This is a genomic window from Nocardia sp. MH4 (assembly GCF_019266065.1).
GTDB lineage: Bacteria > Actinomycetota > Actinomycetes > Mycobacteriales > Mycobacteriaceae > Nocardia > Nocardia canadensis.
In genome coordinates this window covers 89169-113497 of record NZ_LPNR01000125.1, presented here as the reverse complement: position 1 = coordinate 113497, position 24329 = coordinate 89169, and the positions used below count along the sequence as shown (strand labels likewise).

At 71.4% G+C, this 24329-nt stretch carries 19 protein-coding genes; 14 read left to right on the top strand and 5 right to left on the bottom strand.

Annotation, left to right across the window (positions count from 1 at the left end):
• The first annotated feature begins 119 nt into the window (after positions 1–119).
• Both ATM97_RS29525 and ATM97_RS29520 read left to right on the top strand, forming a co-directional pair.
• Positions 120–1748, top strand: a complete 1629-nt coding sequence (locus ATM97_RS29525; protein ID WP_218721470.1) for an FAD-binding oxidoreductase — start codon at positions 120–122, stop codon at positions 1746–1748.
• Positions 1749–1892: 144 nt separating this feature from the next.
• Positions 1893–2759, top strand: coding sequence for a YegS/Rv2252/BmrU family lipid kinase (locus ATM97_RS29520; protein WP_308248663.1), 867 nt, complete (start codon positions 1893–1895; stop codon positions 2757–2759).
• A 177-nt stretch (positions 2760–2936) separates the two neighbouring features.
• Here ATM97_RS29520 and ATM97_RS29515 read toward each other — a convergent pair whose 3' ends face one another.
• Positions 2937–3638, bottom strand: a complete 702-nt coding sequence (locus ATM97_RS29515; RefSeq protein WP_308248662.1) for an AAA family ATPase — start codon at positions 3636–3638, stop codon at positions 2937–2939.
• Between the two features lie 311 nt (positions 3639–3949).
• Here ATM97_RS29515 and ATM97_RS29510 point away from each other — a divergent pair, with 311 nt between their 5' ends.
• The 9 genes from ATM97_RS29510 (at position 3950) to proB (ending at position 16354) form a co-directional block, all read left to right on the top strand.
• A complete protein-coding gene (locus ATM97_RS29510; protein WP_218721469.1) occupies positions 3950–6628 on the top strand; it encodes a valine--tRNA ligase in 2679 nt (892 codons plus the stop codon).
• An 86-nt stretch (positions 6629–6714) separates the two neighbouring features.
• Complete coding sequence (locus ATM97_RS29505; protein WP_218721558.1) at positions 6715–8085, top strand: folylpolyglutamate synthase/dihydrofolate synthase family protein; 1371 nt, start codon at positions 6715–6717, stop codon at positions 8083–8085.
• Entirely contained in the window at positions 8082–8519 is a 438-nt protein-coding gene (locus tag ATM97_RS29500) for a DUF4233 domain-containing protein (RefSeq protein ID WP_218721468.1), read from the top strand. Before ATM97_RS29505 ends, ATM97_RS29500 begins: the two co-directional genes overlap by 4 nt.
• A gap of 9 nt (positions 8520–8528) precedes the next feature.
• The gene (ndk, locus tag ATM97_RS29495) at positions 8529–8945 is read left to right on the top strand and encodes a nucleoside-diphosphate kinase (protein ID WP_218721467.1); all 417 of its coding nucleotides are present in this window, start codon (positions 8529–8531) and stop codon (positions 8943–8945) included.
• 566 nt (positions 8946–9511) lie between these two features.
• Positions 9512–12667, top strand: a complete 3156-nt coding sequence (locus ATM97_RS29490) for a translation initiation factor IF-2 N-terminal domain-containing protein (protein WP_308248661.1) — start codon at positions 9512–9514, stop codon at positions 12665–12667.
• A gap of 265 nt (positions 12668–12932) precedes the next feature.
• The gene (gene rplU, locus ATM97_RS29485; RefSeq protein ID WP_110039506.1) at positions 12933–13244 is read left to right on the top strand and encodes a 50S ribosomal protein L21; all 312 of its coding nucleotides are present in this window, start codon (positions 12933–12935) and stop codon (positions 13242–13244) included.
• Positions 13245–13266: 22 nt separating this feature from the next.
• Positions 13267–13533, top strand: a complete 267-nt coding sequence (gene rpmA / locus ATM97_RS29480; protein WP_022567181.1) for a 50S ribosomal protein L27 — start codon at positions 13267–13269, stop codon at positions 13531–13533.
• A gap of 121 nt (positions 13534–13654) precedes the next feature.
• Positions 13655–15109, top strand: a complete 1455-nt coding sequence (obgE, locus tag ATM97_RS29475; protein WP_218721465.1) for a GTPase ObgE — start codon at positions 13655–13657, stop codon at positions 15107–15109.
• A 129-nt stretch (positions 15110–15238) separates the two neighbouring features.
• Positions 15239–16354: a glutamate 5-kinase gene (gene proB, locus ATM97_RS29470; RefSeq protein WP_374104918.1), complete on the top strand. Its 1116-nt coding sequence runs from the start codon at positions 15239–15241 to the stop codon at positions 16352–16354.
• Positions 16355–16683: 329 nt separating this feature from the next.
• Here proB and ATM97_RS34815 read toward each other — a convergent pair whose 3' ends face one another.
• Genes ATM97_RS34815 through ATM97_RS29450 form a run of 3 tightly spaced genes read right to left on the bottom strand, consistent with a single transcriptional unit; the run spans position 16684 to position 19277 of the window.
• Positions 16684–18135, bottom strand: a complete 1452-nt coding sequence (locus tag ATM97_RS34815; RefSeq protein WP_305082667.1) for a hypothetical protein — start codon at positions 18133–18135, stop codon at positions 16684–16686.
• Positions 18135–18506 (bottom strand): hypothetical protein, encoded by a 372-nt coding sequence (locus ATM97_RS29455; RefSeq protein WP_218721463.1) that lies wholly within the window; start codon positions 18504–18506, stop codon positions 18135–18137. Before ATM97_RS29455 ends, ATM97_RS34815 begins: the two co-directional genes overlap by 1 nt.
• Positions 18507–18542: 36 nt before the next feature.
• Positions 18543–19277: an ESX secretion-associated protein EspG gene (locus tag ATM97_RS29450; RefSeq protein WP_218721462.1), complete on the bottom strand. Its 735-nt coding sequence runs from the start codon at positions 19275–19277 to the stop codon at positions 18543–18545.
• Positions 19278–19460: 183 nt separating this feature from the next.
• Between ATM97_RS29450 and ATM97_RS29445 the strand changes: the two genes are divergently transcribed.
• Genes ATM97_RS29445 through ATM97_RS29435 form a run of 3 tightly spaced genes read left to right on the top strand, consistent with a single transcriptional unit; the run spans position 19461 to position 23343 of the window.
• Complete coding sequence (locus ATM97_RS29445; RefSeq protein WP_218721461.1) at positions 19461–19745, top strand: hypothetical protein; 285 nt, start codon at positions 19461–19463, stop codon at positions 19743–19745.
• A gap of 5 nt (positions 19746–19750) precedes the next feature.
• Positions 19751–20548 (top strand): DUF5602 domain-containing protein, encoded by a 798-nt coding sequence (locus ATM97_RS29440; RefSeq protein WP_218721460.1) that lies wholly within the window; start codon positions 19751–19753, stop codon positions 20546–20548.
• Between the two features lie 53 nt (positions 20549–20601).
• Positions 20602–23343, top strand: coding sequence for an AAA family ATPase (locus ATM97_RS29435; RefSeq protein WP_218721459.1), 2742 nt, complete (start codon positions 20602–20604; stop codon positions 23341–23343).
• Here the strand turns inward: ATM97_RS29435 and ATM97_RS29430 are convergent.
• Positions 23337–24287 carry a D-isomer specific 2-hydroxyacid dehydrogenase family protein gene (locus ATM97_RS29430; RefSeq protein ID WP_218721458.1) on the bottom strand — a complete coding sequence of 317 codons (951 nt, stop codon included), beginning with the start codon at positions 24285–24287 and terminating at the stop codon, positions 23337–23339. The genes ATM97_RS29435 and ATM97_RS29430 overlap by 7 nt on opposite strands.
• Between the last annotated feature and the right edge of the window lie 42 nt (positions 24288–24329).

The window sequence follows — 24329 nt, the reverse complement described above, 5'->3', positions numbered from 1 at the left end:
GCGGACCAGCGGGGTCGGTGTCGTGAAGGCGGGGCAGTGACATCCGACAGCGATCGGATGTCGACTCGAGGACATATCGTACTGGTTACTGCTTGACACTATATGTCAGAATGTAACGCATGGTCGAGACGCAACCCGAAAATCCCGGTGCCGCCACCCTGCCGCCGCGTATGGTGTGGGACGCCTGGGGTGTCCCCGCTGGACACCAGCCCCTGTCGGCGCAGATCCGTGGCCTGCTCGCGCAGGTTTTCGGCATCTCGGGCGAGCCGGTGGCGCGTCGCGACGAGGGCGACGTGCCGCTGCGCCCCACCACCCTCACCGACACCGACCGGGCCGGGATCGCCGCCATCGTCGGTGACGAAAATCTCAGCACCGAGAATGTCGTCCGGCTGCGTCACGCCGGCGGCAAGAGCACCCCCGACCTGCTCCGTCGCCGGGCCGCCGAACCCCAGGACGCGCCGGACGCGATCGTCTTCCCCGCCGATCACGCGCAGGTCCTCGCGCTGCTGGCCTACTGCTCCGAGCACGGCGTCGCGGTCGTTCCCTTCGGTGGCGGCACCAGCGTGGTCGGCGGCGTCGACCCGGTCCGCGGGCAGTTCGCCACCGTCATCGCGCTGGATCTGCGCAGGCTCGACACCCTCACCGGCGTCGACCCGGTCAGCGGGCTCGCGACCCTCGGCGCCGGCGTCACCGGCCCGCAGGCCGAGAAGCTGCTGAGCGCGCACGGACTGTCGCTGGGGCATTTCCCGCAGAGCTTCGAATTCGCCACCATCGGCGGGTTCGCCGCGACCAGGTCGTCCGGTCAGGCGTCGGCGGGCTACGGCCGCTTCGACGACATGGTCGAGCGCCTTGTCGTCGCCACCCCGCAGGGCACCGTCGAGCTCGGGCGCGCGCCCGCGTCGGCGGCCGGGCCGGATCTGCGGGAGCTGTTCGTCGGCTCCGAGGGCACCCTCGGCATCATCACCTCGGTCACGCTGCGCGTGCACCCGGTGCCCGAGACCACGGCCTATCAGGCCTGGTCGTTCCCCGACTTCGCCACCGGCGCGGCCGCGCTGCGCGCCCTGGTGCAGACCGGCGCCGCGCCGACCGTGCTGCGGCTGTCCGACGAGGCCGAGACGGGGCTGAACCTGGCCCGCTCCGGTGACGTCGGCGGCGCGTCCGTCGCGGGCTGCCTGGCCATCACCACCTACGAGGGCACCGAAGCGCATGTCGCGGCTCGTGCGCTGGAGGCGAGCGGACTGCTCGCCGCCGCCGGGGGCACCGCGCTCGGCGAGGCGCCCGCCCAGCAGTGGGAGCACGGCCGCTTCGCCGCGCCGTACCTGCGCGACGCGCTGCTCGACGTCGGCGTGCTGTGCGAGACCCTGGAGACCGCGACCACCTGGGCCAACCTGTCGAACCTGAAGACCAAGGTGACCGGCGCGCTGATGGACTCGCTCGGCGCGCAGGGCACCCCCGCCCTGGTGATGTGCCACATCTCGCACACCTACCCGACCGGCGCCTCGCTGTACTTCACCATCGTCGCCAAGCAGCTCGACGACCCGATCGCGCAGTGGCGGATCGCCAAGTCGGCCGTCGGTGACGCGATCATCGCCGCGGGCGGCACCATCACCCACCACCACGCCGTCGGCGCCGATCACCGTCCGTGGATGCAGTCCGAGGTCGGTGAGCTCGGCGTTCGCGTGCTGCGCGCGGTGAAACGCGAACTCGACCCCGCCGGGGTGCTCAATCCTGGGAAGCTGGTGCCGTGAGGGAGCTTTGGCGAGTGAACCGTAGGCGCAGCGCGCGTTCGCGAGAGGTGGAGTCGTGAGCGAACTCACGGTGCGGCGGGTCCTCGTCGTCACGAACCCGTACTCGGGGGCGGGGCGGGGCGGGGCGACGGCGTCGCCGAGGCGGTGCTGGAGCGGTTGCTGACCCAGGGCGTCGAGGTGGCCGAGGTGCGGGCGCCCAGCGCGGCCGAATCGGTCGAGCAGGTCAGAGCGGCCGTCACCAGCGAGCTGCGCAGGCCCGACGCGGTGATCTGCGTCGGCGGCGACGGGCTGATGAACGTGCTGCTGGCCGCGGTCGCGCACAGTACGGTGCCACTGGGTCTGGTGCCGGCGGGCACCGGCAACGACCTGGCCAGGGAACTCGGTATCCCCACCGGTGATCCGGCGGCGGCCATCGACATCGTGCTGCGCGGCCGGGTCCGACACCTCGACCTCGGCCGGATCGAGTCGACGTACGCGACGCCCACCTGGTTCGCCACCGTCGTCGGCACCGGATTCGACGCACGGGTCACCCTGCGCGCCAACAAGATGCGCTACCCGCGCGGCCCGCTGCGCTACACCGTGGCCGCGGTGGCCGAGCTGATGCGCGGCTACACGCTGCCGTTCACGATCGAGCTGTCGGGGCTGGCGCCCGGCGCGCTCGACAATCCCGAGGGCGAGCACGCGGTCGTGCACACCGATGCGGTGATGGCCCCGATCGGCAACACCCGCACCTACGGCGGCGGCATGCTGGTGTGCCCGGACGCACTCGCCGACGACGGCTACCTCGACATCACGGTGGTCGGCGCCGTCTCCCGGCTCGAGATGGCGCGGCTGCTACCCGCGCTGTCGGCGGGCAAGCGCATCGATCATCCGTCGACCAAGCGCTACCGCGCGCGCCGGATCACCGTCAGCGCCGACGGCGGCTACGCCACGGCCGACGGTGAGCCGGCTGGGATGCTGCCGGTCACCGTGCAGGCGATGCCGGGCGCGCTGACGGTCCTGGTTCCCTAGGCAGGCGCGGCCCGCCCTGCTGCCCCGGACGCGTGCTGACAGCGTGGTCTGCCGCGCACCCGCGGTCGGGCTGCGCCGTCGCGCGTGCCGGGCCGCGGGTGGTCGGGTTGTTCGCACCGGTGCTCGACGCGCGCCAGGGCGACGGCCGGCAACTCGGCACAGGCGGCGGATGGCGGCTCAGGCGGCGTCGAAGGTGACGCGGGTGACCGCGCTGAGGGCCGGGCGGTCGACGATCACCACCGACGCCGACTCCAGCGGTTCCGAGACCGGGCGGAGCGGGCCGTCGCCGCGCGCGCCGAGGGCGCTCATCAGCTGCTCCCATCGGCGGCAGTGCGCGGTGAACGCCACCCCGTTGACCCGTCTGCCCCGGGTGATCTGCCCGTGTCTGGCCTGCGTCGCGGGCACATCGATCAGCACCATGTGCAGTTCCCGGTGCTCCTCGCGGGCCCAGCGCGCGATCAGCCTGCGGCTCCAGCCGAAGGTGGCGCAGTCGTGGATGGCCACCGGCCCGTCGGCGGTGCGCAGCGCGCGGCGGATGGCGCGGTAGTGCGCGAGGTGCACCAGCGGCCGCCACAGCGGGTAGGGCAGCAGACCGAGCCGGTGCCGGAGCCGGTTGCGGGTGTGCTGGGAATCGAGCACCAGCGCGCCCGAGGCCGCGCGCACCGGCTGCTCGGCCTCTGGTCCGGCGGCGAAGAACCGGTGTAGCGCAGTGGATTTGCCCGCGCCGGGCACACCGGCGAAGACCAAGACGCTGGCAGCGGGGTACTGGAGCTCGTCGACCTCGCCCGCGCGGAGGTCGAGCAGCGCGGTCGGACGGACGGTCCGGATGCGCGCGGCGCGGGGCGGGGGAGATGCGGCGGAATCGAGCGGGGGCGTCACCCTCTCCAGACTCCGGTAAAACGGACAATTCGGCAATCGGGGATTTCCCCGATCTTCGCCAAAGCAGCTTGGCTCACAACGACTTCCGCGTGTCGTTGGGTCCTGGGAACAAGAGTTACTCGCGCGGCAACCAGAAACTGAGAATTGCCTATGGATTCCCCTGGCCACGCCGAATCGCCGGTAGTATCACAGGGGTAGACGGAGTCTTCGGTGTCCCTCATCCACCGAAGATTCCGTCTCTGTTTTTTCGGCGGTGCCGCGCTGTGGCGGGGGGCGTCAATAGCTTTGCCGGGGCCCCTTAGGATTGGTGGGTGACCAGCGCAGCCCCAGACAACTCGCGTAATCGTGCCGATGCCCTGCCCAAGAGCTGGAACCCCGGCGAGGTAGAGGCCGACCTGTACGAGGGCTGGGTAGCCGCCGGATACTTCGGCGCCGACGCGACCAGCGGCAAGCCCGCCTACTCGATCGTGCTGCCACCGCCGAACGTCACCGGCACCCTGCACATGGGCCACGCCCTCGACCACACCCTCATGGACACCCTCACCCGCCGCAAGCGGATGCAGGGCTACGAGGTGCTGTGGCTGCCCGGCATGGACCACGCGGGCATCGCGACCCAGACCGTGGTGGAGAAGCAGCTCGCCGCCGACGGCAAGACCAAAGAGGACTTCGGCCGCGAGCTGTTCATCGACAAGGTGTGGGACTGGAAGCGCGAGTCCGGCGGCGCGATCCAGTGGCAGATGCGCGCGCTCGGCGACGGCGTCGACTGGAGCCGCGACCGGTTCACCATGGACGAGGGCCTCTCGCGCGCCGTCCGCACCATCTTCAAGCGCATGTACGACGCGGGGCTGATCTACCGGGCCGAGCGCCTGGTGAACTGGTCGCCGGTGCTGAAGACCGGCATCTCCGATCTCGAGGTGGACTACAAGGACGTCGAGGGCGAGCTCGTCTCGCTGCGCTACGGCTCGCTCGACGACAACGAACCGCACGTCGTGGTGGCCACCACCCGGGTCGAGACGATGCTCGGTGACACCGCCGTGGCCGTGCACCCCGACGATCCGCGCTACGCCGCGATGATCGGCACCACCGTCTACCACCCGATCACCGGCAGCCAGATCCCGATCATCGCCGACGACTACGTCGACCCGGAGTTCGGCACCGGTGCGGTGAAGATCACCCCCGCGCACGACCCCAACGACTTCGAGATGGGCCTGCGGCACAACCTGCCGATGCCGACGATCATGGACGAGGGCGGCCGGATCACCGGCACCGGAACCGAATTCGACGGCATGGACCGCTTCGAGGCCCGCGTGAAGGTGCGCGAGCGCCTGGCCGCCGAGGGGCGCGTGGTCGCCGAGAAGCGGCCCTACGTGCACAGCGTCGGCCACTCCGAGCGTTCCGGCGAGCCGATCGAGCCGCGCCTGTCCATGCAGTGGTGGGTCAAGGTCGAGTCGCTGGCCAAGGCCGCGGGCGACGCCGTCCGCGACGGGGACGTGAAGATCCACCCCGCCAGCCAGGAACCGCGCTGGTTCGATTGGGTCGACAACATGCACGACTGGTGCATCTCGCGGCAGCTGTGGTGGGGCCATCGCATTCCGATCTGGTACGGCCCCGAAGGCGAGATCGTCTGCCTCGGACCCGATGAGGAAGCGCCCGAGGGCTGGGTGCAGGACCCCGACGTGCTCGACACGTGGTTCTCCTCGGGCCTGTGGCCGTTCTCCACGATGGGCTGGCCCGAGGCCACCCCGGAGCTGGCGAAGTTCTATCCGACCAGCGTGCTCGTCACCGGTTACGACATCCTGTTCTTCTGGGTGGCCCGGATGATGATGTTCGGCATGTTCGTCAGCGACGACCCGGCGCTCACCGTCGGCAAGGGCGGGCAGAAGCAGGTGCCGTTCGAGGACGTCTTCCTGCACGGCCTGATCCGCGACCAGCACGGCAAGAAGATGTCGAAGTCGCGCGGCAACGGCATCGACCCGCTGGACTGGATCAACTCCTACGGCGCCGACGCGTTGCGCTTCACCCTGGCCCGTGGCGCCCAGCCGGGCGGTGACCTCTCGGTCGGCGAACCGCACGCGCTGGCCTCGCGCAGCTTCGTCACCAAGCTGTTCAACGCCACCAAGTTCGCGCTGATGAACGGCGCTCGCTCGGGTGAGCTGCCGCCGCGCGAGACGCTGACCGACACCGACCGCTGGATCGTCGACCGGCTCGACGAGGTGCGCGCCGAAGTGGACGCCGCCTTCGACGCCTACGAGTTCGGCAAGGCCTGCGAGGCGCTGTACCACTTCGCCTGGGACGAGCTGTGCGACTGGTACCTGGAACTGTCCAAGGTCCAGTTCGCCGAGTCCGACGCCCGCGCCGAGAGCACCGCGGTGGTGCTCGGCACGGTGCTCGACGCGGTGCTGCGCCTGCTGCACCCGGTGATCCCGTTCGTCACCGAGACCCTGTGGAAGGCGCTGACCGGCGGCGAATCGGTGGTCGTCGCCCCGTGGCCGACTGCCGGCGGCGTGGCCACCGACACCGTGGCCGCGCAGCGGGTCGCCGACGCGCAGCGCCTGATCACCGAGATCCGCCGCTTCCGCAGCGACCAGGGCCTGGCCGACAAGCAGAAGGTGAAGGCCACGCTGGTGGGCCTCGCCGAGGCCGGGCTCGGCGAGTTCACCGGCTCGGTGGCCAACCTGGCCCGGCTGACCGAGCCCGGTGACGATTTCGCCACCACCGCCGAGGTGCAGGTCCGCCTGTCCGGCGCGACGGTCACCGTGCAGCTCGACACCTCCGGCGCGATCGACCTCGACGCCGAACGCCGCAGGCTGGAGAAGGACCTCGCGGTCGCGCAGAAGGACCTCGACACCACCACGGCCAAGCTCGGCAACGAGGCATTCCTGGCCAAGGCGCCGCAGCAGGTCGTCGACAAGATCACCGGGCGTCGGGATGTGGCCGCGGCCGAAGTCGCGCGCATCGGTGCCCGGCTGGCGGAGCTGAGCGGCAAGTGAACGACGAGCCGGAGCCGCAGTACGAGGCCGACGACCACCGCCGGGCTCCGCTCGGCGCCGGACCGTCGCCCGTCGACCTGGCCGAGATGGCGCTGGTCGAGGCCGAGCTGGACAAGCGCTGGCCCGAGACCAAGATCGAGCCGTCGCTGACCAGGATCAGCACGCTGATGGATCTGCTGGGCAACCCGCAGCGCAACTATCCGGCGATCCACGTCGCGGGCACCAACGGCAAGACCTCGGTGACCCGGATGATCGACGCCCTGCTCACCGCGCTGCACCGGCGCACCGGCCGGATCACCAGCCCGCACCTGCAACTGGCGACCGAGCGGATCAGCGTCGACAACGCGCCGATCAGCCCCGCCCGGTACGTGGAGACCTTCCGCGAGCTCGAGCCCTACATCGCGATGATCGACCAGCAGTCCGAGGCGGCCGGCGGCCCGGCGATGAGCAAGTTCGAGGTGCTCACCGGCATGGCCTTCGCCGCCTTCGCCGAGGCGCCGGTCGACGTGGCCGTCGTGGAGACCGGCATGGGCGGTACCTGGGACGCCACCAATGTGATCGACGGGCAGGTCGCGGTGATCACCCCGATCGGCCTGGACCACACCGAGTACCTCGGCCCCGACCTCGCCTCGATCGCGGGGGAGAAGGCCGGGATCATCAAGCGCGCCCCCGAGGCGCTGATCCCGGTCGACACCGTCGCGGTGATCGCCGAGCAGGAGCCCGAGGTGATGGACGTGCTGCTGCGTCGCGCCGTCGAGGCCGACGCCGCGGTCGCCCGCGAGGGCGCGGAGTTCCGGGTGCTGGAGCGGGCCGTCGCGGTCGGCGGCCAGTTGCTGACGCTGCAGGGGCTCGGTGGCGTCTACGACGAGATCTTCCTGCCGCTGCACGGCGAGCACCAGGCCCGCAACGCCTCGCTCGCGCTGGCCGCGGTGGAGGCGTTCTTCGGCGCGGGCGCGGATCGGCAGCTCGACATCGAGGCCGTGCGCGCGGGCTTCGCGAGCGCGGCCAGCCCGGGCCGGATGGAGCGGATGCGCAACGCGCCGACCATCTTCGTCGACGCGGCGCACAATCCGGCGGGGGCGACGGCGCTGGCGAACACCCTCACCACCGAGTTCGACTTCCGCAAGCTGGTCGGCGTCGTCGCCGTGCTCGCGGACAAGGACGCGGCGGGCATCCTCGACGCGCTGGAACCGGTCTTCGACGAGATCGTGGTCACCAGCAACGGTTCGCCACGGGCGATGGACGTCGACGCGCTCGCCGACCTGGCCGTGCAGCGCTTCGGCGACGAGCGGGTGATCACCGCCGAGACCTTGCCCGACGCGCTGGAGTCGGCGATCGCCCTGGCCGAGCAGGCCGGCGACGACGGTGACGTGATCTCGGGCGCAGGCGTTGTCGTCACGGGCTCGGTGGTGACCGCGGGCGCCGCGCGCGCCCTGTTCGGAAAGGCTCCGGCATGAGCAGCACGAGTGAGGTTCCACCCCCGGCCACCGACCCGTGGAAGGGTCTGCGCGGGGTGATGGCGGGCACTCTGGTCCTCGAGGCCATCGTGGTGCTGCTGGCGCTGCCGGTGGTCGCCGACGTCGGCGGCGGGGTCACCTGGTTCTCCGGCACCTACCTGGTGGCGCTCGCGCTGCTGATGATCCTCGGCGCGGGCGTGCAGCGGAAGCCGTGGGCGATCCCGTTCAACCTCGGCCTGCAGGTGCTGCTGCTGGCGGGCACGTTCATCCACCTGTCGATCGGGATCATCGGGCTGGTGTTCGTCGCGGTGTGGGCGTTCATCCTCGTGCTGCGCTCGGACGTGCAGCGCCGGATGGACGCGGGGCTACTGCCCAGTCAACGAATGGGTGGCCGAACTGACACGAGTTCGGCTCCGGGCGGCGACGCCGGTTAGAGTGACGCCGTGACTGAGCAGACTTTGGTACTCATCAAGCCGGACGGCGTCTCCCGTGGCCTCGTCGGCGAGGTGCTGGCCCGTATCGAGCGCAAGGGCCTGACCCTCGAGGCGCTGGAGCTGAAGAACGTGTCGACCGAGCTCGCCGAGGAGCACTACGCCGAGCACGCCGAGCGCCCCTTCTTCGGCTCGCTGATCGAGTTCATCACCTCGGGCCCCGTCGTCGCGGCCGTCTTGTCCGGTCCGCGCGCGATCGCGGCCTTCCGTCAGCTCGCCGGCGGCACCGATCCGGTCGAGAAGGCCACCCCGGGCACCATCCGTGGCGACTTCGGCCTGGAGACCCAGTTCAACCTCGTTCACGGTTCCGACTCGCCCGAGTCCGCCAAGCGCGAGATCGCGCTCTGGTTCCCCGAATTCCCTGCCTGAACGGTCAGCGCCCGGAGGCGGTAGCGCAGCGTAACCACGCAGGGCGCCCGGTCAGGCAGTTTCGGATGCTGCCTGAACGCGCTGTACTCGCTCGTCGCGTCCGGTGTGGACGCGACGAGCTCGAGCGGCCGAGGTTCGCGGGAGTTGCGCCGATGGCGATCCCCGCGCGAACCGTATGGGATACTGACTATGGATGTGTTCGTCACCGATGCTCGAACAGGGCGGTTGGTGACAGCCTGTCGCGCAGGTACGCGACGGCGGTGACGGACATGACCGGATGACACCGCGGTTGGATGCCGATCATCGCTGCCACGGACGACCCTGTTGCTGGGGTTGCCCGCGCAGGCACGCTGGATGAGCGCTCGGAACGCGGAGTCACGCCGCACAGCCAGGCGCCGCGTGACCGGTTGGCCCGCCAGAAGATCGATCGAGGTGCGACCGGACACGCGGGGCGAGACCAGATGACCCTCGTACCATCGGGTACGAGGTGCACGGACGATGCCCCCGCGTCGGCCGCGTCACTCCCGTACCGGGGATGGACGCGCCCGGGGGCCCGAGGAGACTTCGTGGCCGATACAGAGCCGCTGGACACAACACAACAGGATGCCGATCAATTGCCGGAGCGAATTCGAGTTCATGCACTGGCCAAGCGGTTGGGAGTGACCAGCAAACGCATCCTGGCCAAACTGGCCGAACTGGGGGCCGAGGCGCGCAGCGTCCAATCGAATGTGGATCGCGCGGTCGCCGAGACCGTGCGCGACGCGATCGCCGCCGCTGACGCCGATACCGGCGAATCCCCGGCATCCACCCCCGCGACGGCGACCCCGCCGTCGACCGCCCCCGTCGCCGAGCAGCCGGCCGACACGACCACCGCGCCCGCGCCGATGTTCTCGGCACCCGAGGTCGCGCGGACCGACGAAGTCTTCGCCGCCATGGCCGACGACGCGCACACCGGTCTGTTCACCCACCGCCCGGTCGAGGAACCGGCGGTGGTCGAGCCGGTCAGCTTCGAGGCGCCCGCCTTCACCGCGCCGCTGTTCCTGCCGCCGGACGCCACCGCCGCCGAGGAGGCGCGTAAGCGCCGCCGCGCCGAGCGGACCGTCAAGCGGACCGAGGAGCCGGTCGAGGAGATCGAGGCCGAGGCCGAGCCGGTCGAGGACGAGTCCGACGCCGCCGGGGACACCGGCGACCACGACGCCGACGGGCAGCCGCGTCGCCGTCGCCGGGGCCGTCGTGGCCGCGGCCGTGGCCGGGGCGAGCAGTCCGCCGACGGCGACGACACCGACACCGAGGGCGCCGAGCACGACACCGACGACGAGCCCGCCGCGCCGTCCGAGGCCGCCACCGACGAAGCCGAGCAGCAGGCCGAGGACACCGATACCGACGCCGACTCCGACGACGAGGATGACACCCAGCCCGAGGGCGCGAGCCGGCGCCGCCGCCGTCGTCGCCGCCGCAAGGTCGGCGGGGAGGGCGGCGATGCCGACGCGTCGTCGGAGGACGATCCGCCGAACACCGTCGTGCACGAGCGCGAGCCGCGCAACAAGAGCCGTGGCCGGGCCGCGTCCGACGAGGTGCAGGGCATCTCCGGATCCACCCGGCTCGAGGCCAAGCGTCAGCGCCGCCGCGACGGCCGCGAGGCCGGTCGCCGTCGTCCGCCGATCCTGACCGAGTCGGAGTTCCTGGCCCGCCGCGAGGCGGTCGACCGGGTGATGGTCGTGCGGGAGAAGTCGTTCGACGCCGCCGAGCACGCGCCGGGTCACCAGATCACCACCCAGGTGGCGGTGCTCGAGGACAACATCCTGGTCGAGCACTTCGTGACCAGTTCCGGCCAGGCGTCGATGGTGGGCAATGTCTACCTCGGCAAGGTGCAGAACGTGCTGCCGAGCATGGAGGCCGCGTTCATCGACATCGGCCGCGGCCGCAACGGCGTGCTCTACGCCGGTGAGGTGAACTGGGACGCCGCCGGTCTGGGCGGCAAGGAGCGCAAGATCGAGCAGGCGCTCAAGCCCGGCGATCAGGTGCTGGTGCAGGTGTCCAAGGACCCGGTGGGTCACAAGGGCGCCCGTCTGACCACTCAGATCTCGCTCGCGGGCCGGTTCCTGGTGTACGTGCCGGGCGGCACCTCCACCGGGATCAGCCGCAAGCTGCCCGACACCGAGCGCAAGCGCCTCAAGGAGATCCTGCGCGAGATCGTGCCCGCCGACGCCGGTGTGATCATCCGCACCGCGTCCGAGGGTGTCAGCGAGCCCGAGCTGGCTCGCGACGTCGAGCGGCTGCAGGCCACCTGGCGCACCATCGAAGAGGCCGCCGCCAAGGAGTCCAACGCGCCCAAGGCTCTCTACGAAGAGCCCGACATGCTGGTCAAGGTCATCCGTGATCTGTTCAACGAGGACTTCGCCAAGCTGGTCATCGAGGGCGAGCGGGCCTGGAGCACGGTCGAGACCTACGTGCGCACCGTCGCGCCGGACCTGCTGCCGCGGGTGAACCGGCACGAGAACAACGGTGTCGACGTGTTCGACGCCTTCCGCATCGACGAGCAGCTGGCCAAGGCGCTCGATCGCAAGGTGTGGCTGCCCTCGGGCGGCACGCTGGTGATCGACCGCACCGAGGCGATGACGGTCGTCGACGTGAACACCGGCAAGTTCACCGGGTCGGGTTCGTCGAACCTGGAGGAGACGGTCACCAAGAACAACTTGGAGGCGGCCGAGGAGATCGTGCGCCAGATGCGGCTGCGCGACATCGGCGGCATGATCGTCGTCGACTTCATCGACATGGTGCTCGAATCCAACCGTGACCTGGTGCTGCGCCGGCTCACCGAGGCGCTGGGCCGCGATCGCACCCGGCACCAGGTGTCGGAGGTGACCTCGCTCGGCCTGGTCCAGATGACCCGCAAGAAGCTGGGCACCGGACTGGTCGAGGCGTTCTCGACGACCTGTGAGCACTGCCACGGGCGCGGCATCCTCGTGCACTCCTATCCGGTCGACGCCGGGTCCGGTGCCGACGACTCGGGCAACCGGGCCAAGGAAGGCTCGTCGCGTCGTCGTCGCGGCAAGGACAAGACCCAGGACAAGCCCGCCGCCCCGGCCGCTCCGGCGACCAACGGCACCGCGCCCGCCGCCGAGCACGGTGAGGAGGACATCGCGGTCAAGCGGGCCCACCCGGTCGCGCTCGCGATGGCCGCCCACCACGGTGAGGACGGCGAGCCCATCGAGGAGGTCGTGGCCGAGACCGCGGCCCCCGCGGAGGCGCCCGCCGAGCCGACCCGGTCGCGGTCGCGGTCCCGGTCGCGCCGGTCGAGCCGCGGCGCTGCCGCTCAGACCGAGTCGGCGGTCGACAGTCCCGCGCTCACCGGGGTCATCCCGGCCGAGCCCGTCGCGGCGGACGAGGAGGCGGCCCCGGTCGCCGAGCCTGTTGCCGAGCCGGAGCCCGTCGTGGCGGAGACCGCCGTCGAGCCGGAGCCCGAACAGGCCGAGCCCGAACCCGAGCCGGTCGTGGAGGAGCCCGCTGCTCGCGCACCGCGCAGGCGCCGCGTGGCCCGCTCGACGGCGGCACCCGCCCCCGACAGCGCGGGCGCGGTGTTCGTCCTGTCGACGAGCGAGCAGCCCCCCGCCGCGGCCGTCGTGGACTTCGCCGCCGAGCCGGTCGTCGTCCCGGCCCGCAAGCCGCGCCGTCGCGCGGTGGGCAGGCCGGCGGGCGCACCCGCGCCCGAATCGAACTAGGAGGCCGCCTGCGCGCGGGGAGCACTCCTCGCGCGCAGGCCCTCGATTCGGCCCTGACCGGCCGAATTGGGGGAGTGGATACCGGTCTGGTAACCTAGGTCGGTCGCTGCCCCGCGATTGGGCACCTAGCCGAACGGCAGGGTGATTCCGCAGGCAAGTGACCGTTGCTCTCCCCGTTCGCGGGAATGAGCCCCAGTCAAGAACACGCGTCGCGCAGCTGTGACGTGAAACGAGCACGACCAACGTGAGTGGAGGAAGCCGACCGATGGCAGCGTACGCAATCGTCAAGACCGGCGGAAAGCAGTACAAGGTCGCGGTCGGTGACCTGGTGAAGGTCGAGAAGATCGAGGGTGAGCCCGGCACCGCCGTGGCCCTGACCCCGGTTCTCGTCGTCGACGGCGCCGATCTGACCACCGACGCCGACAAGCTGGCCAAGATCTCCGTGGCCGCCGAGGTCGTCGATCAGACCAAGGGCCCGAAGATCCGGATCCACAAGTTCAAGAACAAGACCGGCTACCACAAGCGCCAGGGTCACCGTCAGCCGCTGACGGTCATCAAGGTCACCGGCATCAAGTAAGACATCCCGAGGAGACGAAGCAATGGCACATAAGAAGGGTGCATCCAGCTCCCGGAACGGTCGTGATTCGAACGCCCAGCGCCTCGGCGTGAAGCGCTTCGGTGGCCAGAAGGTCAGCGCGGGCGAGATCCTCGTCCGTCAGCGCGGAACCCACTTCCACCCCGGCGTGAACGTCGGTCGTGGCGGCGACGACACCCTGTTCGCCCTCGCGGCGGGCGCGGTCGAGTTCGGCACCAAGCGTGGCCGCAAGACCGTCAACATCGTCGTCCCGGAGCCGGCCCAGGCCTGACCGCCTGGAGCGTCAGCTCCCCACGGACACCGGAGCGGGTCAGGGTTGTTTCCCTGACCCGCTCCGTCGTGTTCGCTCACCCTTACCGCAATCGACCAGTCAGAAGGAGGAGGATCAACCCATGTCCAAATTCATCGACCGCGTCGTGCTGCATGTTCGTGCCGGTAGAGGTGGACACGGTTGCGCCTCGGTGCATCGTGAGAAGTTCAAGCCGCTCGGTGGTCCCGACGGTGGCAACGGCGGCAACGGCGGGGATGTGATCCTCGAGGTCGACCCGAACGTCCACACCCTGCTCGACTTCCATTTCCATCCGCACGCCAAGGCCGGCAACGGCAAGCCCGGCGAGGGCGGCAACCGCGACGGCAAGATGGGCACCGACCTGGTGCTCAAGGTGCCCGACGGCACCGTGGTCGTCGATGCCGACGGCGAGGTCGTCGTCGACCTGGTCGGCGTCGGCAACAAGTTCGTGGTCGCCAAGGGCGGCCGCGGCGGTCTCGGCAACGCCTCGCTGGCGTCCAAGGCACGCAAGGCGCCCGGTTTCGCGCTGCTCGGGGAAGAGGGCGAAGAGCTCGACCTGGTCCTGGAGCTGAAGTCGGTCGCCGACGTCGGCCTGGTCGGGTTCCCGTCGGCGGGCAAGTCCTCGCTGGTCTCGGTGCTCTCGGCCGCCAAGCCCAAGATCGCCGACTACCCGTTCACCACGCTGGTCCCGAACCTTGGCGTGGTCGCCAGCGGCGACACCACCTTCACCGTCGCCGACGTGCCGGGTCTGATTCCCGGCGCCAGCGACGGTCGTGGCCTCGGCCTGGACTTCCTGCGCCATCTGGAGCGCTGCGCGGTACTGGCCCACGTCGTCGACTGCGCGACCCTGGAACCGGGCCGCGACCCGGTCTCCGACGTCGACGCGCTCGAGGCCGAACTGGCCGCGTACAAACCGGCCCTGGCCGGTGACGCGAGCCTCGGCGACCTGGCCGACCGGCCCCGCGTGGTCATCCTGAACAAGACCGACGTTCCCGACGCCGCCGAACTGGCCGAGATGGTGACGCCGGAGTTCACCGAACGCGGCTGGCCGGTGTTCGAGATCTCCGCGGTGAGCCGCGCCGGCCTGCGTCCGCTGACCTTCGCGCTGGCCGATATGGTCCGCCAGTATCGCGAAGATCACCCGAAGGCCGCGCCGAAGCGCACGGTGATCCGTCCGATCGCGACCGACGAGTCCGGGTTCAGCGTGATCGCGGATCCGCAGGAGCCGGGTGGCTTCATCGTGCGCGGCACCCGGCCGGAGCGCTGGGTGCGCCAGACCCAGTTCGACAACGACGAAGCCGTCGGCTATCTGGCCGACCGGCTGGCCCGCCTCGGCGTCGAGGCCGAGCTGGTCAAGCAGGGTGCCGAGCCGGGGTGTTCGGTGACGATCGGCGATGTGTCGTTCGAGTGGGAGCCGCAGGTATCCGCCGGTGTCGACATCGTGCCGACCGGCCGCGGTACCGACATCCGGCTGGAGAACAACGACCGCATCGGCGCGGCCGAGCGCAAGCTCGCCTCGCGTGCGCGTCGTGGCTTGCTCGACGAAGACGGGAAGTAGAGGTCCGGCCGTGTCGGCGCCGGTCGAAAACCGTTGTCGGACACGGTCGTTCGATCGGCATACTGCGGTGGGTCACCGGCATGAGCTGGGACCGTCGACGACGGTGATCGCGGTGCAGGGAGTAAGGCTATGCAGGTGAGTTCGGAGCTGAGTGCGGCGCGCCAGGCCATCGTGTCGGCGCGCGCGGTGGTGGTGAAGATCGGTTCGTCGGCGCTGACCAGCCTCGAGGGCGGTCTGGACACCGACCGGCTCGATCGGCTGGCCGACGCCGTGGAGGCGCGGATGCGGGCCGGTTCGGACGTGGTCGTGGTGTCCTCCGGTGCGATCGGCGCGGGCATCGCGCCGCTTGGCCTGTCGCGCAGGCCCAAGGACCTGGCCACCAAGCAGGCCGCGGCGAGTGTGGGCCAGCTGGCCCTCGCGCACGCCTGGGGCACCTCGTTCGCCCGCTACGACCGCACCGTCGGCCAGGTGCTGCTCTCCGCCGACGACTTCGCCCGCCGCGAGCACCACCGCAATGCCCAGCGCACCCTGGACCGACTACGCTCGCTCGGCGCGATCGCCGTGGTCAACGAGAACGACACCGTCGCCACGGAGGAGATCCGCTTCGGCGACAACGACCGCCTCGCCGCCCTGGTGGCGCACCTGGTCGGCGCCGACGCGCTGATCCTGCTCTCGGATGTGTCCGGCCTCTACGACGGTGACCCGCGCAAGGGCGCCGCGAACTTCATCCCCGAGGTGCGCAGCAGCGCCGACCTCGACGGCGTGATCGCCGGCAGCGGGGGCGCGCTCGGCACCGGCGGCATGGCCTCCAAGCTGTCCGCCGCCCGCCTCGCCGCCGACGCGGGCATCCCCGTCCTGCTCGCCTCGGCCGCCGACGCCGCGACCGCGCTGGCCGACGGCACCGTCGGCACCGCCTTCGCCGCCCGCCCGGTCCGCCTGTCCGGCCGCAAGTTCTGGGTCCGGCACGCCGCCGATACCCGTGGCTCGGTCCTCATCGACGCGGGCGCCGTGGAAGCCGTCGCCGAGCGCCGCTCCCTGCTCGCGGCGGGCATCACCGGCGTCCGCGGCCGCTTCTTCGGCGGCGATGTCGTCGACCTGGTCAGCCCCGACAACCGGGTGGTCGCCCGCGGCGTCGTCGAATACGACAGCACCGAACTGACCACCATGCTCGGCCGCTCCACCACCGAACTCCCCGACACCATGCAGCGCCCGGTCATCCACGCCGACGACCTGGTCAAGGTCTGATCCCGGACGCCGGCACCGGAAACACCGCCACGGGTAGACCTTTCGCGACCCGAGGTCGAGGCGCTCCGGGTTCGCACCCGCTACCAGCCGCCGCGCTCCACGACGACGCGGCGGTTCGTCCGTAGCGGGCGAGTTACCCGACCCCCTTCGGGCCGAACTCGTCCTCCCGCACTGCCAGGCGTGGGCGAGCAGCCCGACCCGACCCAGGTGCGGGGAACAGCCGGGAAGGCTCACTCGCGGGTCACGGAGGCGGGTGGCACCGAGCGGCCCGGTCCCGCCCCCGTCGCGATCGTGGCTGTGCGGTGGCATCGGCGGCCACGCCGCCGCGACTACCGCCGCGGCGGAATGACGCCCGGCTGATCCAGATCCAGCGGTGGTGCGGGCGGCGGCGTCATGGGCTGCGGCTGTGGGCCGGCTGTCTCCGGGATCGGCCCGGTCACCCCCGGCTGCCCACCCGGATCGACCGGCCCACCGGGTACCGGCGGCACCCCGATACCCGCGTGCGGCTCCGGCGCCCGCGGAACCTGCTGCGGTGCCGGCACTTCCGGCGCGGGGCTCGGCGGCGCGGGTGACTCCGGTTGCGGCCGTTCCGAAGTCGGCGCGGGTGGCTGCGGCGCTGGTGCGGGGGCCGCGGTCTCCGGTTGGGGTGCGGGGTGTTCCGAGGTGGGCGCCGGCGCTTGCGGCGCTGGCTCGGGTGCGGGGGCTGCGGGTTCCGGTTGGGGAGCGGGCTGTTCCGAGGTGGGGGCGGAGGGTTGGGGCGCGGGCTGTTCGGTCGCGGGCGCCGGAGGCTGCGGTGCGGGGTGTTCGGATGTCGGCGCTGGTTCGGGCGTCGGCGGCGCGGGCTCCGGTTCGGGGGTGGGCTGTTCCGCCGTGGGTGCGGTGGTCTGCGGTGCAGGGGTGGAGGGTTCTGGTTGCGGCGCAGGCTGTTCCGAAGTCGGTGCGGAAGGCGCCGGTTGATCGGTCGTCGGCGGTGCCGGTCGCTCGGATTCTTCCGTCGGGGCGGGGCTGCCCGAAGTCGGGGGAGCGGGTGTCTCGCTCGACGGCACGGGAGTGGTTTCCGGCTGTGGAGATTCGGTAGTCGGGGCCGGGTCCTGGCTCGGCGCCGAGCCTGCCCCGTTCCCGGAGCCCGGGTCGGTCGTGCCGGTCTCTGGCGTCGAACCGTTCTGGGGCGAATCACCTTGTGGTGCGGCGGGTTGCGGGAGCTCCGGGGACGCCCCGTCGCGTCCCTGCCCGCTGGACGACTCCGATCCCGGCGGCGCGGGCAAGGCGGGCACACCGGTCCCGGCCAGCGAATACGCGGGCTTGTAGATCATGTTCATCGCCAGCACGGCCTCCTGGCGCAACGCTTCCGCCGCCATCTGCGCGTCGATGACATGGGCGGCTTCGAGCAACCGCGCGATGGTGCCGATCGGCCCGGAACCGCCGGGCGCGACGACCGCGAGCTTCACCGCCTCCGCGGCCGCCGCGACCCCACCGAGGCGGGCGCCGACCTCGCCGAAGACCGCCGCGAGCTCGCCGATCGAGTCGGCGAAGGCGCGGGTGCTGGCGAAAGCGGCGTCGGCGGCGGCACCCTCCCACCCGGTCTCGTCGAGGACGCGGTCGACGTTGGACCTGGTCAGCGGCATGGTCGTGGTCAGTGCGGCGGCACTCTCCAGCCAGGCGAGCGAGCTGTCGAGGATCTCGCCCGCATCGATCTGCTGGGTGCGGGTGTAGATCTGCTCGTGCGGCATGGACTCGAAATGCTCCATCGCACTGATGTAGGTGGGGTCGGTGCCGCCCATCAGCGCCGCCTCGGGTCGACCGCGCGCAGCGCGGTGGCCGCGGCCGCGTCGGCCTCGTCGAGCAGACCGGCGCTGAGCAGGAAGGCCTCCTTCATCCGGTAGGCGGCCTCGATGTAGTGGTCGAGCAGTTCGGCGGCGTCGCGGGCCTTGTGGGCGAACCCGGCCTGCAACTGCTGCGCGGAGACGAAACCACCGAATCCGCCCGCCGCACCGGCGTATTCGAGGCGCTGACGGAGCTGGGCGAGCCGGTCGGCCTGCTGTTCGTAGAGGTCGGCGCAGCGGCGCGCGGCATCGGGATCGAACTTCACGGTGCCCGCCGCGGCGGCGCTGCGGAACCGGGAGATCTCGGCTCTGCTGCTCTCGATCGTCATCGCGTCTCCCCTCCAGATCGTGCGTCGGCGTCCAGGCTAGCCGGACCTTCGGGTGGTGGAACTGTGCGCAGGAGCGAGCCTGCGCTGGAGCTGGGCGGCCAGCTGACCGGTCGCGGCGGGCACGACGTGCACCGTTTCTCCCGCGCGCAGCAGGTAGCGTCCGTCCCCGGCCACATCGATCCAGCTGTAGTGCACCGGCGGGGTCGGCGCGGCGCGGTCGAGCCCGGTTTCGATGCGGATGTGTCCCTCGGCGGTGTGCGGACGCCGCAGCAGGCGCTGGATCCGGGGGACGGCGGGATGCGCGGCGACCACGGTCTCCTCGTCGCGAACGGCGTCGGCGGCGGCCTCGCGCGCGGGTTCGCGGCCGGGCGGGATATCGGGCAGGCAGGCGGCGACGCGAGCGCCGATCCCGGCGGTGTGCCCGATCGAAACCCGCACGCGACCACCGAAATCGGGTCGGGAACCTGGTTCCTGGACGACGAGCACGGCATGGTCGTAGACCGCGCAGGCGAGCAGCCGGATCTCGCTGCCGGGGGTGTGCGCGCCGCCGACGAGCACGATCCTGGCGTGTGGTGCGGCGATGATCCGCAGGCAGGCGGCGAGGTCGGGGTCGCCGCCGCCGGGTAGTCGATGGTCGAGGTCGGCGCGTAATCGGGCGGCCTCGTCCTCGGTGCGCGGTGATTCGAGCACCCGGATCGGGAAGGGCATTCGGTCCTGACCGGATTCCCGCCACACGTGCGCGAATTCGTCAGCGCTGAAGGTCCATCCCATTGCCGATCCCATCCTTACCGAACCAGGACGAGGACAGCCTAACCGTCGTGTCCGATTCCGGCGCATCGTTCATCCGTCCGAATGGAAACTTCGGTGCTCTGAGTAGCCAGATGAGTATTTCGGCGGACGCTTCCCGCCGCCGCGGCTCCTACCTTCGGGACAGATCCGTCGAATGGAGGAGCCATGACCTACGTCCACATCACCGAGAGCCCCGGGGTGGGGCTCGCGCAGTACCGGACGGTGCACGAGGCGCTCGGACCGGAACCGGTCGCGGGCAATCTGTGGCACTTCGTCGGCGAATGCGACGGCGCGCTGACCGTCGTCGACATCTGGGAGTCGGCCGACGCCGCCGACCGGTTCGCCGCCGAGCGGCTCTTCCCCGCCCTCGACCGGGTCGGCATCCGTCCCGGTCCCGATGCCCGGGTGCGCGCCTTCGAGGCCGCCGTCGAGACCGTGGCCCAGGGGTGAGTGAGATGCGCACGCGAAGCCTCACCGCCGCGCTGGCGGCCCTGCTCGTCCTGGCCACCGCCGCGGCCTGCGGCGACGATGCCGACAAGACCTACTACGGCGACGAACGCGCGCTGGGCAACGGCCAGATCCGCACCTTCGTGACCACCGACGGTTCCGGCACCCCGACCGAGGTCGGCCTGCGGATCCAGGAGGCGGCGCTGGAGGGCCTGCCGATGCCCGCCACCATGCCGGAAGGTCCGCCACCGGCCAGCCCGCCGCTGGCCCTGCCCGAGGAAGCGTCGGGCACGGTGATCAACCACCTCACCTTCGACTGGGTGCCGCACGGCCACCCGCCGATCGGCATGTTCGACAAGCCGCACTTCGACGCCCACTTCTATTTCGTCGACGCCGCCGCGGTGGCCGCGATCGACCCGCAGGATCCGGAGTTCCTGACGAAGGCGGCGCACAGCCCGGACTCGAAGTACATGCCGGCCGACAGCAGCACGCTGCCCGAACCGATCGAGGTGCAGGCGGTGCCGGCGATGGGCGTGCACTGGGTCGACATGAGCAAGCCGGTCGTGCCGGGCGAGTTCACCCAGACCCTGATCAACGGCGCGTGGGACGGCCAGTACATCTTCACCGAGCCCATGTTCACCAGGGAGTGGCTGCTCACCAAGCCGTCGTTCACCGGGGACATTCCGCAGCCGCAGGCCTACCAGCGCTCCACCCGGTACCCGACCACCTATTCGATCAGCTACGACGACAAGGCCAAGGAGTACGTCGTCACGGTCGGTGGGCTCACCGAGCGCACCGCCTCCTGACCCTTCTGTAGGGCCCTCACCTGCGAGTATGCTCTGATACTCGGAGGTGCGGCGTGATCACCGAGCTCATCGGACGCGAGGCGGAACTGGCCGATCTGCTGGCCCGGCTCGACGACGCGGTCCACGGCGCGCCCCACCTGGTGATCTGCTCGGGGGAGGCGGGTGTCGGCAAGACCCGGCTGGTCGCCGAACTGGCCGGACGCGCCCGCGAGCGCGGGGTGCGCACCCTGTGGGCGCGCGCCCTCGAACTCCCCGACACTCCGCCCTTCTGGTTGTGGCGCCAGGCCCTCGGCACCGGGACGCCCGTGCCCGGCGCCGACCGGATCGCGCTGTTCGAGGGCTTCGCCGCCGGTCTCGACGGCACCGACACCGGCGTGCTGCTGGTGATCGACGACATCCACTGGGCCGACGAACCGTCGCTGCAGGCGCTGCTCTACGTGGTGCGGGCGCTACGCGAGCGCCGGATCATGGTGTGCGCCACCGAACGCACCGGCGCGACCGACGGCGGCTGGCCCGCGATCAAACCGGAGCTGTTGCGTGAACCGGTGACCGCGTCGCTGCTGTTGCGCGGGCTCTCGCCGGCCGATTCGGCGCGCTGCCTGCGGCTGGAGGCCGGCCGCGAGCTCCCCGACGAGCTGGCAGGCGAAGCCTTCGACATGACCGGCGGCAACCCCTTCTACCTGCGCGAGCTGGGTCGTTCGATGCGCGGTTCCACCGACGGCGCGCTGCGCCTGCCGACGAGTCTGCGTGAGGTGGTGCGCGGCCGGATGGCGCCGCGGTCGAACCGGGCGCAGGAGCTGCTGCGGGCGGCGTCGATCCTGGGCGAGCAGTTCTCGATCGCGGTCGCCGCCCGGCTGGTCGCCCGTCCGGCGGTGGACTGTCTCGCCGCCGTCGACGAGGCGATCGAGGCGGGCCTGCTGGCCACCGCCGCGGAACCGGGCACGGTGCGGTTCGCGCACGCGCTGGTGCGCGCGACCCTGCTCGACGGGCTGTCCCTACAGCAGCGGGTGGTGTTGCATCAACGTGCGGCGCTGGCGATCGAGGCGCTGTATCCCGATGCGGTCGAGGCGAATTCGGCCGCACTGGCCTGGCACTGGGCCAACGCGGCGGTGGCCGGGGCGCACGAGCCCGCCGTCCGCTGGGCGCGGCGCGCGGCGGAGGTGGCCCTGCGTGAGCTGGCCTTCGAGGAGGCGGTGCGGCTGTACGGGCTGGCCCTGACCCATGCCGCCGCGCTCGATCCGGTCGACCGGGGCAGGCTGGTGCTCCAGCGCGCCCTCGCCGCGGTCCGGGCCGGTGACCTGATCGCCGCCCGCGCCGATTGCGCGGCCGCGGAGGCGCTGGCCCGCAAGGCCGGGGAACCGGCGTTGCAGGCCGAAGCCGCGCTGGTGCTCGAACCGATCGGGGATCGCGGCTGGGATCGCGACATCGCCGACGCCTGCGCCGAGGCACTCGCCGCCGACGACCTGCCCGAGCCCCTGCGCGCGCGCCTGCTGGCCCGTGCCACCGAGACCGCGATCTACCTCGGCAGGCTCGACGGCGTGGACGAATCCAGCAGGGCCGCCCTGGTCTCGGCCGATCGCGGTGACGATCCCGCCGTTCTCGCGGCGGCGCTGCGGGCGCGTCAGCTCGCCTGCAGCGGTCCCGACCATCGGGACGAACACGGCGTCCTGGCTGCCCGCATGATCGCGGCGGGGGAACTCGCGCGCGATCCGGCCGTGGAGATGTGGGGCAGGTTGTGGCGCCTCGACGCGCTGTGGGAGCGGGGCGATCTGGGCGAGATCACCGGGGAGCTGTCCTGTCTGACCTGGTGCGCCGAGCACACCGGCGGTCCCATGTCGCGGTGGCATCTGCTGGTCGCCGAAGCGGCGCTGGCGCAGGCCCGCGGTGAATTCGCGCACGCGCTCGATCGAGCGGCCCGGGCCCACACCCTGGCGAGCACGCTGGGCCATCCCGCCGGGGAGGGCGCGTTCCGGGCGCTGCGCGCCGTCGTCGGCCATCACACCGGTCACGACCCGCACGCCTTGGTCCTGCCACACGCCCCGATGCGCGGCGAGGTCCGCAACCTGCTGTTCGCCGCCCTCGGTACCGCCTTCCCGCTGGTCGACAGCGGCCTGATCGCCGAAGCCGAACCGCTCTATCGCGGCCTCGGCCGACCCGAGAAGTGGCCGGTGCCACCGTATTTCCTGCTCAATGTGCTCGCCGTCGGCGGCGCGGTGGCCGCCGCGCTCGGCCTGCGCGACGATGTCGCCTACTTTCGTGCGCGGCTGACGCGCTATCGCGACGGGCACATCACCGGCGGTGGCGGGAACGCCCACTATCTCGGCCCGACCACCCTGTGGCTGGGGAAATTCGCTGCCGCCCTGGATGACCCGGACACGGCGTGCGCCGACCTGCGCTCGGCGGGGCACACCGCGCGGACGATGGGCGCGCCCGGATTCGCCGTCGAAGCCGACTGCGAACGCGCCGAACTACTGTTCGCCCGCGGCGCCACCGCCGACGCGGTCGCGCTCGCGGTGGCCGCCCTGCCGGTAGCCGTATCGCTCGGCATGGAGCCCTGGATCGAGCGGCTGCGTGTGCTCACCGCCCACGAGAACGCGTGCGCCACCCTGACTCCGCGGGAACGCGAGGTCGCCGACCTGGTGGCCCGCGGCCTCACCAATCGCGAGATCGCCGCCGCGCTGGTGCTGTCGGAACGCACCGCGCAGAACCACGTCCAGCACATTCTCACCAAACTCGGCTTCGCCAAGCGCAGCCAGATCGCGGCCTGGGTGTCACGCGGCCGGATCGCTCAATAGCCGCGTCGCGGTTCGACGATCGCCAGCAGCGGCGCGCCCGCGACGAACCGGGCGACATTCGCGGCGACATGATCGGCGAACGCCGCCAGGCGCAGCTGCGGCGGATTCGAATCGTGCGGGGTGATGATCGCGTTCGGCAACGTCCACAGCGGATGCCCGTCCGGCAGCGGCTCGGGCTCGGTGACATCCAGGCCCGCGCCCCCGATCACCCCGCGGGTCAGCGCGTCGACCAGCGCGTCGGTGTCGACCAGGCTGCCGCGCGCCACATTGATCACCCACGACGAGGGCTTGAGCCTGGCCAGTTCGTCGGCGCCGACCAGGTGCCGGGTCTGCGCGGTCGCCGGCGCCGCGATCACCACGTGGTCGGTATGCGACCACACCCGGCCCAGCTGATCGGCGGGCAGCGTCTCCATCCCGTCGGGAATGCCCGTGCCCGTCACCGGCGTGCCGGAGCGGTTCACCGCGATCACGTGCGCACCCAGCGGCACCAGCATCGGGATCAGCGCCCGCCCGATCCCGCCCGCGCCCACGATGGTCACGGTCTTCCCGCGCAACGAGCCGACGTGCGGGAAGAACTCGCGCTGCTGCCACGAGGTCGCCCGCAGGTGCTCGGGCAGGTAGCGGACCCCGGCCAGCAGCAGCATCAGCGCGTGCTCGGCGACACTGTGCGAGAACGCGCCCGCCGCCGAGGTGAACAGCACGTCGGGGTGCGTGGCGAAGACATCGGCGTCGAAGTAGTCCTCGATCCCCGCCGCGGGCAGCTGGACCCAGCGCACCGCGGGCGGCAGCGTCGCCGGGAAGTCAGTGGGCTTGCCGGTCCAGATCAGTGCCTCCGCGTCGGCGAGCTCGCCGACCTGGGCGCCCGCCCCCACGACCGCTTTCTCGAGCAGTCGGGATGCCTGCGGGTCCGGGCCGAGCGCGATCGTGGTCGCGGATTCCTGCACGGAGACCTCCTGGAGTGGTCGACCGCACGGTGCGGCCGGGCT